Source organism: Nocardiopsis halophila DSM 44494 (genome assembly GCF_000341245.1).
GTDB classification, from domain to species: Bacteria; Actinomycetota; Actinomycetes; order Streptosporangiales; family Streptosporangiaceae; genus Nocardiopsis_A; species Nocardiopsis_A halophila.
This window is the reverse complement of record NZ_ANAD01000077.1, coordinates 1-12,724: the sequence shown is the minus strand read 5'-3', so window position 1 is coordinate 12,724 and position 12,724 is coordinate 1. Positions and strand designations below refer to the sequence as shown.

The 12,724-nt window shown below is 76.6% G+C and carries 8 protein-coding genes and 1 pseudogene; 7 read left to right on the top strand and 2 right to left on the bottom strand.

What is annotated here, in order from left to right:
* Positions 1-508: 508 nt before the first annotated feature.
* Positions 509-1,993 (top strand): DUF5719 family protein, encoded by a 1,485-nt coding sequence (locus D450_RS0110000; RefSeq protein WP_017538532.1) that lies wholly within the window; start codon positions 509-511, stop codon positions 1,991-1,993.
* Between the two features lie 800 nt (positions 1,994-2,793).
* On the opposite strand, the gene D450_RS0109995 is transcribed toward D450_RS0110000, so the two are convergent.
* Positions 2,794-3,219 carry a metallopeptidase family protein gene (locus D450_RS0109995; RefSeq protein ID WP_017538531.1) on the bottom strand — a complete coding sequence of 142 codons (426 nt, stop codon included), beginning with the start codon at positions 3,217-3,219 and terminating at the stop codon, positions 2,794-2,796.
* Between the two features lie 127 nt (positions 3,220-3,346).
* Between D450_RS0109995 and D450_RS0109990 the strand changes: the two genes are divergently transcribed.
* The 5 genes and pseudogenes from D450_RS0109990 (at position 3,347) to D450_RS29885 (ending at position 7,962) form a co-directional block, all read left to right on the top strand.
* Entirely contained in the window at positions 3,347-3,748 is a 402-nt protein-coding gene (locus D450_RS0109990) for a DUF3499 domain-containing protein (protein WP_026128467.1), read from the top strand.
* Positions 3,749-3,872: 124 nt separating this feature from the next.
* A complete protein-coding gene (locus tag D450_RS0109985; RefSeq protein WP_017538529.1) occupies positions 3,873-5,234 on the top strand; it encodes a phosphomannomutase/phosphoglucomutase in 1,362 nt (453 codons plus the stop codon).
* Positions 5,235-5,282: 48 nt separating this feature from the next.
* Entirely contained in the window at positions 5,283-5,459 is a 177-nt protein-coding gene (locus D450_RS32375) for a Trm112 family protein (RefSeq protein WP_017538528.1), read from the top strand.
* A gap of 4 nt (positions 5,460-5,463) precedes the next feature.
* Positions 5,464-6,555 (top strand): SIS domain-containing protein, encoded by a 1,092-nt coding sequence (locus D450_RS0109975; RefSeq protein WP_017538527.1) that lies wholly within the window; start codon positions 5,464-5,466, stop codon positions 6,553-6,555.
* Between the two features lie 32 nt (positions 6,556-6,587).
* Positions 6,588-7,962: pseudogene (locus D450_RS29885) on the top strand (serine/threonine-protein kinase).
* A 250-nt stretch (positions 7,963-8,212) separates the two neighbouring features.
* Here the strand turns inward: D450_RS29885 and D450_RS0109965 are convergent.
* Positions 8,213-9,406, bottom strand: coding sequence for a hypothetical protein (locus tag D450_RS0109965; protein ID WP_241483109.1), 1,194 nt, complete (start codon positions 9,404-9,406; stop codon positions 8,213-8,215).
* 1,228 nt (positions 9,407-10,634) lie between these two features.
* On the opposite strand from D450_RS0109965, the gene D450_RS29880 reads away from it, so the two are divergent.
* A partial coding sequence (locus D450_RS29880) for an acyltransferase family protein (RefSeq protein WP_017538523.1) occupies positions 10,635-12,724 on the top strand: 2,090 nt, incomplete at its 3' end.

Here is a 12,724-nt window from a genome sequence, read left to right as displayed (position 1 = left end):
CGTCGGGAGAAGCGTCCGGGAGCGGGGGCGGTCGCCGTCGTGGTCGCCGTAGGGCCGCTGGCCGTGCGGACACCGGTTCGATGGGCGTCGTCGGGTCCGACGCCGACGACCAGGAGGGCACGCCGCCGAGCGGCCGCACATCGGGCCGCCACGCAGGCGGCCGTCGCAGGTCCGGTGGACGTGCGGACACCGGTGCGCAGCCGGTGGTGGAGCAGGGCGACGGCTCGGGCCCCGATGGCGGGGATACCGGGTCGGTCCCCGTGGTGTCGTCGGGAGAAGCGTCCGGGAGCGGGGGCGGTCGCCGTCGTGGTCGCCGTAGGGCCGCTGGCCGTGCGGACACCGGTTCGATGGGCGTCGTCGGGTCCGACGCCGACGACCAGGGCCCGTCGGCGACGGACACGGACCCGGGCCGCCGTTCCCGCGGCCGCCGGAGGGCCGGCTGGAGGCGCAAGGGTACCGACCGGAAGCCGGAGGCCGGCGAGCAGGACGGCACGGGGGAGGACCAGGCGTGAAGCTGATCGTGCAGAACCGGTTCGCGCTGCTGGGCCTCGTCGCGGTGGCCCTGGCGGCGCTGTTCGCCGTGGCCGCGGCCACCCGCCCGGCGGGCCCGCCGGAGGCCTCCGGCGGCGGTGAGCGGGTCCGGGTGGAGTCGGCGGTGCGGGTCTGCCCGTCCCCGCCGGAGGACACCGGGACCGAGGCGGCCGTGTTCTCCCCGTTCGAAGGGGACGAGGAGGGCGAGCTGGTGCTGGAGCCCAACGAGGAGGACCCCCGCGCCCCGCTCGCCGAGGGCGACCTGCCCGGGCAGCTGCTGGCCGAGGACGTCGACGATGCCGAGGGCGCCTCGGTGCTGCGCGCGTCCGGGGCGTTCGCCGCCGGGCTGGACGCTGCGGTGACCGCGCGCGCCGACGACGGCGACGCCGAGGACGACGGCGCCCCCGGGCTGGCGGCGGTCGGCTGCGCCGAGCCGGGGTGGAGCACCTGGTTCACCGCGCCCTCCGGGGAGGACGTGCGGGAGCTGCGCCTGCGGCTGGCCAACCCGGACGACTCCGCGGCGGTCGCCACCGTGGACGTGTACGCCTCGGACGGCCCGGTCTCCGACTCCTCGGTGCGCGGGGTCCGGGTGGAGCCGCACACCGAGGAAGTGCTGGAGCTGGGCGAGCTCACCGAGGCCTCCTCCGGCGACGCCGCAACGGTGCACGTGCGCACGTCCGCCGGGCGGGTCTCCCCGTCGTTGCTGGTGGAGCGGTCCGGGCCGGGCACGGAGTGGGCGCCGGCGACCGCGCGCCCGGCGCACGCCCAGGCGGTCCCGGGCGTGCCCGGCGGGGGCGGGGCGCGCACCCTGATGGTGGCCGCGCCCGGCGACGAGCCGGCCGAGGTGCAGGTGCGGCTGGTGACCGCCGAAGGGGAGGTGGAGGTCGAGGCGCTGGAGACGGTGGACGTTCCGCCGGCGTCGACGACGACCGCGAGCCTGGACATGCCGCTGGGGGAGCAGCCGGCCACGGTGGTGGTCGAGTCCGACGAGCCGGTGGTGGCCGGGGTCGCCGCGGAGCGCGAGGGCGGGGACGACGCCGCTTACACGGCGGCGGTGCCGGCCCTGGCGCCGGGGCCGAACGGCACCGCATCGGTCCCCGCCGTCCCGGAGGGGGTGTCGCTGGATCTGCTGGTCGGGGCGACGGAGGAGGACGCCGTGGTGGTCGCGACCCCGGTGTCCCCGGACGGAACGACCGGCGACCCGGTCCAGGTGGAGGCGGGCGCCGGGACCACCGCCGAGCAGGAGATCGAGGGGCCGGACGGGGACTACGCGCTCGCGCTGGAGCTGGGCGACGGCTCGGGGCCGGCGTACGTCGGGGCGGTGCTGACCGAGGGGTCGGGCAAGGACCGGCACACCGCGGTCCTTCCGGTGCACCCGGCGCCGTCCGAGGTCCGCCTCCCGGCCGTGACCGGGGGCCTGACCGCGATCTCGGGTACAGAAGAAGAATCCGAGGACCGCTGACCCGAGCCGGAGGCCTTCCCGAGGCTGGCGGCCCGGCGGCCCGGCGGTTCAGCGGCCCGGCGGTTCAGCGGCTCAGCTGCCCGCCGGCTCAGACGGAGCGTGGCGACGGCTCGGCTGGTGCCCCGCTCGCGGGCCATTGCCGGGCGGCGGGCCTCCTCCGGTACCGGAAATGAGCCGCGACGAGGTAGCGGGGCGGTTCCCCGGCCGTTCCGCTCGACCGCCGGGTCCCTGGCGGTCCGGGAGGTACGGCGGCGACGGCGAAGCTGGAACCCCGCTCATGGGCCCCGGCCGGGCGGCGGGCCGCCGGAGTGCGGGGAACCAGCCGTTCCGTCGCTGCTCATCGCCGGTACCGAAGAGACCCGGCGGCCGACCGGTAGCACTGGGGACCGCCCCTCCTCGTCGTCGCTGCCCATCTCCCTGCACTCCGGCGGCCCGCCGCGCGGCCGGGGCTCGGAGCGGGGTACCTGCTGTGCCATCGTTGCCGCTGTTCCCGGACCGCGAGCGGCCCGGCGGCCGACCGGCAGGCCAGGGGAACCGCCTGGCCCTGTCGTCGCCGCCTCGCCCCTTGTGCCCCGATGGCCTGTCGCCCGGCCGGGGCCCGTGAGCGGGGTACCTGCTGCGCCGTCGCCGCCCATTTCCTCTGCCACCGGGGGCCTCGTGGACACGACACGATCGGGGAAGCGGCGCGGGTCTGAGTGTGGCCGTTGGATCACCGGGATCCCGGGGGCGGGCGGCGCAGGGCAGAGTCCCGGGCGGCGTAGACCCGGGGGCGGGTGGCAGGCGCGCGGCCGCCCGGCGGGTCAGGCCTCCGGGTCGACGGTCTCGGGTTCCAGGCCGAGCAGGTTGGCGACCTCTTCGACCACGGTCTCGTGCACCATCAGGGCCATCTCCTCCTGCTCCCGGGTGCGGATCTCCACGGGGCGGCGGTAGATGGTGATGCGGGCGCGTCCGTCGCGGCCGGCCTCCAGGCGGGAGTAGGGGATGCCGTCCTCGGCGGTGATCCCGCGGGGGACCCGGGGGACGTCCTCGACCAGGAACTCCACGTTCGCGAGCTCACGGGACCAGACGCGCTCCAAGCGCTCCACCGCGTCGAGCACGAGGTCGTCGAAGACCTGAGCCCGGCTGCGGGAGATGGGGACCTCCGGCGGCGCCAGCGGACCGCGGATCCCGCGGCCCCGGCGGTCCCGGCGTCGGAAGCGGTCGGCCTGAGCCCTCTGTAGGCGCACTCGTCGCACGATTCGAGAGTATGCCATCGGGGGCCGGAGCGCAGCCCCGGTCCCCCGGGGCCGGGCCCGGACACACCTGGGTCCCCGTACTGGCGCCCAAAGGAGGAAGGGATTAGGGTCGGCTCTCGTGAGCGTTGTCCGACGCTGCTCGCGAACCGCGTGCAGACAGCCAGCAGTCTTCACGCTCACCTATGTCTACGCCGACTCCACCGCCGTGCTCGGCCCGCTCGCGGCCTACGTCGAGCCCCACTGCTACGACCTGTGCGCCATGCACGCCGAGCGCCTGACCGCCCCGCGCGGCTGGGAGGTCGTGCGGCTGCCCGCGGACAGCTCCGGCGGACCCGGAAGCGACGACCTGGAGGCCCTGGCCAACGCGGTGCGCGAGGCCGCCCGCCCCCGCGCGCCCGGGGTCCGCGCCGAGCCCCCTGCGCCCTCGGGACCCGAGGGCCAGCGCAAAGGCCACCTGCGCGTGGTCAAGTCCGACAACCCGGACCGTACCCCGCCCGCCCGCCCGTCCGGGGAGGGCTGACCCCCTCCCACGCGGCCCGGGGCCCCGCCCCCGCGTTCCGGTACGTTGGAACCCCGCCCCCGGCGGGCCCGGCGACCGCCCTGCGGTGACCGTGCGGCAACGACGACTCGGATGCGGAGCAGCAGTGGGTGATCTCGGTCAGATCTTCAAGGCGTACGACGTCCGCGGCATCGTCCCCGACACGCTCGACGAGGGGGTGGCCCGCGCCGTCGGGGCCGCCTTCGCCCGGGTGAACGCGGCCCCCTCCATCGTGGTGGCGCACGACATGCGCCCCTCGTCCCCGGCGCTGGCCGCGGCCTTCGCCGAGGGCGCCACCGGCCAGGGGACCGACGTGGTCATGGCCGGGCTGGGCTCCACCGACATGCTCTACTTCGCCTCCGGGCGGCTGGAGATGCCCGGGGCGATGTTCACCGCCAGCCACAACCCCGCCCAGTACAACGGCATCAAGATGTGCCGCGCCGGCGCCGCCCCGATCAGCTCCGAGACCGGGCTCGCCGAGATCCGCCGCCTGGCCGAGGAGGGCCTGGCCGACACCGGCGCCCCCGGCACGGTCACCGAGCGCGACCTGCTCGCCGACTACGCCGCCTACCTGCGGTCGCTGGTCGACCTGAGCGGGATGCGGCCGCTGAAGGTGGTGGTGGACGCCGGGAACGGGATGGGCGGCCACACCGTCCCCGCCGTCCTGCGCGACCAGCTGCTCGATGCGCTGCCGCTGGAGATCGTGCCGCTCTACTTCGAGCTGGACGGGACCTTCCCCAACCACCCGGCCAACCCGCTCGACCCGGACAACCTGGTGGACCTGCAGGCCGCCGTGCGGCGCACCGGCGCCGACGCGGGCCTGGCCTTCGACGGCGACGCCGACCGGTGCTTCGTGATCGACGAGCGCGGCGAGCCGGTGCCGCCCTCGGCGATCACCGCCATGGTGGCCGTGCGCGAGCTGGCCAAGGAGCCGGGGGCGCCGATCATCCACAACCTGATCACCTCGGCGGCCGTGCCCGACATCGTGCGCGAGCACGGCGGGGAGCCGGTGCGCACCCGGGTCGGCCACTCCTTCATCAAGGAGACCATGGCCCGCACGGGCGCGGTGTTCGGCGGCGAGCACTCCGCCCACTACTACTTCCGCGACTTCTGGCGGGCCGACACCGGGATGCTGGCGGCGATGCACGTGCTGGCGGCGCTCGGCGGCGGAGACGAGGCGCTGTCGGACCTGACCGCCCAATACACTCGCTACGCGGCCTCCGGGGAGATCAACTCCCAGGTCGAGGACCAGGAGGGGCGCACCGCCGCGGTGGAGCGGGCCTTCGCCGGGCGCGACGGGGCGAGCGTGGACCGGCTCGACGGGCTCACCGTCTCCTTCGTCGACGGAAGCTGGTTCAACCTGCGCGCCTCCAACACCGAGCCGCTCCTCCGGCTCAATGTGGAGGCGCCGGACACCGCGGGCATGGAGCGGCTGCGCGACGAGGTACTGGCCATCGTGCGGGCCTGAGCCGGCCGCGACGACGAACGACCGACCGAGAGAAGCGCGAGAGAAGCGATGAGCGCGAAGATCGACGAGTGGCTGCTGGAGATCCTGGCCTGCCCCAAGAGCAAGAAGCCGCTGCGGCTGGACGCCGAGGCCGGTGAGCTGGTCTGCGACGAGAGCGGGCTGGCCTATCCCATCCGCGACGGCATCCCGGTGCTGCTCGTCGACGAGGCGCGAGAGGTCGGCTGACGCCGTGGCGGCCCGGGAGTTCGACGAGTCCCTGCTGGACTCCCCCGACGCCGGGGGAGCGGCGGCGCGCGCCGCCGCGTCGGCCGGGGCGCACCTGCGCGCCGGCCGCTCGGCGGCCCTGGAGGTGGACCCGGACCTGCTCCAGGCGCTGGGCCGCGCCCGTGCCCTGGTGCTGGCCGGGTCGGGCGCCGCCGCGGTGGCCGCCGACGTCGCCGCCGCCGCGCTGGGCCCCGGGTGCCCGGTCCCCGTCCAGGTGGTGCGGGGCCGCGGGCTGCCCGGATGGGTGGGCGCCGCCGACCTGGTGGTGGCGGTCTCCGGCCCCGCCGGGCCCGCCGCCGACCCGGTGGCGGCGTGCGCGGCCGAGGCGGTGCGCCGGGGCTGTGCGCTCGCGGCCGCCGGCCCGCCGGACGGCCCGCTGCGGCCCCTGGCCGAGCAGGCCCACGCGCCCTACGCGGTGCTGCGCGGCCCCGCCACCCTGTGGGGGCCGGTGGGGGCGGCGCTGGCGCTGGTCGCCGCCGCCGGTGTGCCCGCGCCGTCCGCGGAGGCCGTGGAGGCGGCGGCCGTGCGGATGGAGCAGGTCGCCGGACGGTGCGCACCCTCCGTGGAGAGCTGGGAGAACGAGGCCAAGACGCTCGCCGCCGACCTGGCCGGGACCCTGCCGCTGGCCTGCGGGTCCACCCCCGAGGCGGTGGCCGCGGCACGCTGCTTCGCCGCCCGCGCCGGCGCCGTGGCCGGGTACCCCGTGCTGGCCGCGGCCCTGCCCGAGGGGCTGGGCACCTCGCTCACCGCGCTGTCGGGGCCGTTGGGCGGGCAGGGCCCGCGGTCGATCTTCGACGACCCCGTGGAGGACGCCGGGGTGCGGGTGCACCCGGTGGTGCTGGAGGACCCCGAGGGCGGCCCGGACGCCGACGGCGACCTGGCCGCGGTGCAGGACGCGGCGCACGCCGCGGGGACCCGGGTGAGCAGGGTCTCCACGGAGCCGGGGGATCGGATGGAACGCCTGGCCGGTTTGATCGCTCTAACCGATTACGCCACTGTGTACTTGGCTGCGGCGTATCAGGTGGAAACTGCGGCCGACGAACCGATCCAGGGCTGACGCCGACACCGAACCCCCTCTGGAGGAGCTCCATGCCCGGTCCCGAATCGCTGTCGTCGAGCGACCCCACGTCGATTGGCGACTACAGCGTCGAGGGGCGCCTCGGCAAGGGCGGCCAGGGCGTGGTCTACCTGGGCCGCGACCGGGACGGCGAAGAGGTCGCCATCAAGGTCCTCAATGACCAGTGGGCCGAGAACGACGAGCTGCGCGCGCGCTTCGAGAAGGAGGTGCGCGCGGCCCAGAAGGTGGCCTCGTTCTGCACCGCCGCCATCCACGAGGCCTGCCTGGACGTGGACCCGCCGTTCGTGGTCAGCGAGTACGTCGACGGCCCGTCGCTGCAGGCGGCGGTGGCCAAGAGCGGGCCGCGCCGCGGCGCGTCGCTGCAGCGCCTGGCGGTGAACACCGCGACCGCGCTGGTGGCCATCCACAAGGCCGGGATCGTGCACCGCGACTTCAAGCCCGGCAACGTGCTGCTGGGGCCGGACGGCCCGCGGGTGATCGACTTCGGCATCGCCCGGGTGGACGACGGCACCGCCACGCTCACCAACTCCATCGTCGGCACCCCCTCCTACATGGCCCCCGAGCAGATCGAGGGGCGCGGCATCACCGACAAGGTGGACGTGTTCGCCTGGGGGTGCGTGATGGCGTTCGCCTCCACCGGCAACGCGCCGTTCGGCGCCGACAGCGTGCCGGCCGTGGTGCACCGGGTGGTGAGCGCGCCGCCGTCGCTGGACGGGGTGCCCGAGGAGCTGCTCCCGGTGGTGCAGGCCTGCCTGGACAAGGACCCGTCCCGGCGGCCCGNGGGGCCCCCCCGCCAAGGAGCTGCTGATGCGGCTGCTGGGGCACGACCCCGCCGACGGCGCCTCGACCGAGGAGGTCGTGCGGGAGGGGGAGCGCGCCGCCGAGACCGGGGTGATCGCCCCGCCGCAGGGGCCCGCGGCGCCCAGCGGGCCGCAGACCCCGATGCCGCCGGGGCCGGGCCGCCCGGTCACCGGACCGCAGCCGCCCTACCCGCCGAACAGCGGCCCCCAGACGCCGCCCCCGGTCGGCCCGCCGACCCCGCCGCCCATGGGGCACCCGCAGGGGCCCACACCCATGGGGCCGCAGACGCCGCCCCCGAACATGGGGCACCCCGGCCAGATGGGGATGGGTCCGCCGCCCCCGCCGAACATGGGCCCGGGACCCGGCGGCCCCGGCGGACCCATGGGGCCGCAGGCGATGGGGCCCAACACCACGATGGGCGGCCCCAACACCACGATGGGGCCGGGTACCTACCCCGGGGGCATGCCCCAGCAGCCGCCGGCCCAGGAGGACCCGGTGCTGTCCCAGGGCTGGGTGATCCCGGCCGTGCTGGTCACGATCGTCATCCTGGTCCTGATCCTGGTGCTGGTGGCCCTCTCCGGCTGACGCGCCCCCGCCCCGGCGGTGGTCTCCCGGGGGCAGTGCGCTCTTCCCGGGCGTGCCCGCCGCCAAGGGGAGCGAGGCCGGTCCGGGGCCGTGACGCCGACGCCCCCGCACCGACCCCCGCCATGGGGTGCGCGATTACTGCATCCGCCGCTCAGCGCTGGGACGGCCCCGCCGAACGCCCGGCCGGTCCCGGGCGATGACGTGCCTGTGGGCTCGGCGCGCCGCGCATGTCCGCTCCCCCGACGCGTTCTCAGGCCATGGTCCGGGCCAGGCGGTCGACCGCCCGGGACACGGCGTCGTCGACGAACTCCTCCACGCAGGGCCACCGGTCCCCGGCGGAGTCGCCCGGGACCAGGGTGACGCAGTCGGTGCAGGCCGGGTCGAGGACCTCCTCGGGCCCGTCCGGGGTGTCCATCACCGCCGAGGCCGTCACCGCCAGCGCCCCGGTCGGCGGGCCGCCCACGTCGTGCACGGCCACCAGCAGCTCCAGGGAGGCGCCCGCCGCCCGCAGGTCCAGGGTGACCCAGCGGCACCCGGGGCCGGTGACGAACAGCGCCCGTTCGGCGGCCGCCGCGCAGTGCTCCAGTCGGGCCCCCTCGGCGACGTCGGCGGCCTCCACATGCGCGGCCGCCTCCGGGTCGACCTGGCGCAGCACCTGGGAGAGCGGACCGGTGCGGCGGCGCAGGTGCACCAGGACGCGCCGGTGCAGCGCCGAGGCGAGCAGCGCCGAGGGCGGCGCCTCGGCGCGGCCGTGCAGGGGGGAGCTCAGCCGGGCGCGGATGGCGGCGGTCTGCAGGTCGGCGAAGAGCGCGGCCAGTGCGGCGGTGCGCGCCTCGGGGGAGGGGGCGCCCACCGCGGCGCCGAGCCGCGTGCCGATCCGCCGGTCGGCGGCGATCGGCAGGTGGTCCGAGCGCAGCAGCGACAGCGAGGCGAGTGCCCACGGCAGCGGGCGCAGGTGGGGCGGCGGCCCGGTGGGGACGGTGCCGGTCTCCTCCAGGCGCCGGCCGAGGGCCTCGGCGGTGTGCCGGAACACCAGGGCCGCCCGCACCACGGGGTGGGTCTCGGCGGCGGCCGCCCGTGCGACCCCGGCCGCGTCGCCGATCGGAGGCGCGGGGGCGGGCGGGTCGAAGTCGGGGATCCGCCGGGCGAGCGCGGCCAGCCGGTCCGCGGTCAGGGGGGCGCCCGAGGGCGGCTCGGCGGCGACGGCGCACAGCGCGTCGGCGTCCAGGCCGGACCGGGCGGGGGAGCCGGGCTGCCCGGCCAGCGCGCGCAGCTCCCGGACGTGCCGTTCCACCGTGTCGCGCAGCCCGTCGGGGCCCTCGCGCGGGCCGCTGCGGCACCGCTGCTGGCAGAGTTCGTGCAACCGGTCGAGCCGCCCGAGGGAACGGCGGAGCGGTGCAGGGAGGTCCTCACCCGAGTGGGTCCGGTCGGCAAGGGAGTCCACGGTTGCAACCGTAACCGTGACGGCCGCGCCGGAAACCGGAATCCGCGGATTCGCACGGAGGAAGGGGATGGAGCCCCTGAAGACGGTCCCCGCGGTCCCTGCGGCCCCCGCTGCGGATGCGCGGTGCCGGCACGGACGCGTGGCGCCGGATCGCGCGGGTACGCCGGGCAGCGCTGTCGGGTGGCGGGCGTGCGGATGGCCAAGGGAGCAGCGCCGACGGGACGGCTGGTCCCCCGCTCACGCCTGCTCGCCGGGCGGCGGGCCGCCGGGGCGAAAGGGGGAGGGGTGCGACGACGGAGCGGGGCGGCTCCCCGGCGCCGCCGGTCGGCCGCCGGGCTTCTGCGGTACCTGCGATGAGCAGCGACGGCGGCGGGTCGTGTCCGCCGGCGTGGTGGAACTCTGCGGGCCCCGGCCGCCCCCCCGGGGGCGCTGCCTGCCGCCCGCACCGACACCCTTGTTGATCTCGGGGAAGTCGGGGTAATACCGGCGAGTATTACCCCGACTCTCCCGAGATCAACGCCAAGGAGGGGGCGCGCACCCGGGGGCGGGGGTCGCCGATCGCGCTGCAGTGGTCGCGCCGCTCACACGGGCGAGGCCGAAAGTTCCACCACTCCAGCGGACACGACCGGGGCGCCTGCCGGGCGGGTGCCCCGGGGAACCTCCCCTGCCTCATCGTTGCCGCCCCCACCCTGCACCGCAGTTGGCCTGCCGCCCGGTAAGCGGGCGTGAGCGGGGTAACTGCTGCGCCGTCGCCGCTGCTCATCGCCGGGACCGCGAGAAGCCTGGCGGCCGACCGGCGGCGCCGGGGAACCGCCCCTGCTTCGTCGTCGCCGCCTCTCACCGCCTCTCGCCCAGTCCGCCGGGTCCGCCCGGACCGCCGGGGCCGCCGACCGATGAGAGGCGGTCACGTCCGCCGGAGCGGTGGAACTCCTGGGAGACCGGGGTGGGCGGTGCGCGGCACCGGTCGGCCTGCCTGCCGGGACATGGGCACGGGGCGCTGAGGCCGATTCCGCCCGGGCCCGGAGGGGCCGGTGTCCGTCGGCCGGGCAGAGCGCCGGGTTCGCGGGCGGGGTGCCCACGGGGCGCCGCGGACTACTGGGGCGGGCGGGTTCGCCGGCGGGAGCGGCGGGGTTCAGGCCGTGTACGCCCTCCGGTAACCGGGGGAGGGCAGGATGTGGCCTCGCCCTTGAGCCCCCTGACCGCGCACCGGAAAGCGAGCAGCGTCGCCGTGCAGTCCCTCCTCGCGGACGTTCGGGGGAGGGCCTCCTCCTCCCCGCGGTCCGCAGCAGCGTCCGCGCCCCCTTCCGGTGGGCACCGCCCCGAGATCGACGGCCTGCGCGCCGTCGCCGTCCTGCTGGTGGCCGCCTACCACGTCTGGTTCGGCCGGGTCTCCGGCGGCGTGGACGTGTTCCTGCTGGTCAGCGGCTTCCTCATTACCGGTTCGCTGGTCCGCTCGGTGGAGCGCACCGGCGGGGTGGGGGCCGCGGCCTTCCTCGGCCGCCTCTGCGCCCGGCTGATGCCCGCCGCCGCCCTCGTGCTCGCCGCGGTCCTGGCCGCCACCCGGCTCCTCCTGCCCGAGGACCGGTGGCGCGACACCCTCGCCGAAACGGTCGCCGCCGCCGGCTACCACCTCAACTGGCACCTGGCCCTGGACTCGGTCGACTACCTGTCCCGCAGCGGCGCGGTCAGCCCGCTCCAGCACTTCTGGTCGCTGTCGGTCCAGGGCCAGTTCTATCCGCTGTGGCTGCTGCTGGTGGCCGCGGCGGCCTGGGCCGCCGCCCGTGCCGGGCGCGGGGCGCGCACCGGCGCGGCCGTCGCCGTGCTCGCGGTGTTCGCCGCCTCGCTGGCCTATTCGGTGTACATGACCCGCACCGACCAGCCCTGGGCCTACTTCGACACCGGCGCCCGGCTCTGGGAGCTCGCCCTGGGCGGCCTGCTGTTCCTCGTCCTGCCGCGCCTGGACCCGCCGCGGGCGGTGCGCGTCGTCCTGGGGTGGCTGGGCCTGGCCGCCCTGGTCGGCTGCGGTGTGCTGCTCCAGGTCTCGACCGAGTTCCCCGGCTACATCGCGCTGTGGCCCACCCTCGCCGCGGCGGCGGTCATCGTGGCCGGGACCAGCGGCTCGCGCTGGGGCGCCGACCGGCTGCTCACCCTGCGGCCGATGCGCTACCTGGGCTCGCTCTCCTACGCCCTCTACCTGTGGCACTGGCCGGTGCTGGTGTTCTACCTGCACGCCACCGGGCGCACCCTGGCCAGCTGGCACGGCGGGCTGGCGGTGCTCGTCCTGTCGCTGCTCCTGGCCGCGGCCACCACCCCGCTGGCCGACCGGGTCGCCGCCTTCGCCAAGCGCAGGCCGAAGGAGGGGGAGCCGCAGGAGGGCCGGCGCCGTCGGCCGCGCCGGCTCCCCGCGCCCGCGCGGGCCGCGGCGGTCGGGCTGGCCTGCCTGCTCCCGGTGGTGCTCGCGGCCGGCGGCTGGGCCGCGCGGATGGACGCCGAGCAGCGCGCCCGCGAGGCCCTGGCCTCCGACCCCGAGGTGTACCCGGGCGCGGCCGCCCTGGCCGACGGCGCCCCCGTTCCCCAGGCCCCCGTCTACCCCGACCCGTCCGAGGCGGCCGAGGACATCCCGGTCACCTACGACGACGGCTGCAACCAGACCACCAAGGCCTCCGAGGTCATCACCTGCGTCTACGGCTCGGACCGCCCCGAGCGCACGGTCGCGCTCGTCGGCGGCTCCCACGCGGCGCACTGGTTCCCCGCCCTGGAGGAGATCGCCGCCGAGCACGACTGGCGCATCGTCAACATCGTCAAGGGCGCCTGCCTGTTCACCGACGTCCCGCAGACCTACAAGGGCGAGCCCTACCCCTCCTGCACCGAGTGGAACCGCGGCGTCATGGACGAGCTCGCGGAGCTGCGGCCGGACGCGGTGTTCACCACCGGCACCACCACCAGCCGGGACGCCACGGCCGGGTTCGACGGCGAGCAGGTCGTGGACGGCTACGTCGACCGCTGGCGCGAGCTCGACGCCATGGGCGTGCGGGTCGTGGCGGTGCGCGACACCCCCCGGCTGGGGTTCGACGCGGTGGAGTGCCTGGCCTCGGGCGCGCCCGGGGAGTGCACCGCCCCCGCCGAGGAGTCCCTGGCCCCGGTCTCGCCCCTGGACGGGGCGGCGGGCCTGCCCGGCAACGTGGAGGTCCTCGACCTCAACGACCTGCTGTGCAGCGGCGGCGAATGCCCCTCCGTCATCGGCAACGTGCTCGTCTACTGGGACGGCAGCCACATCGCCGCCACCTACATGCGCACCATGGCGCCCGTACTCGAAGA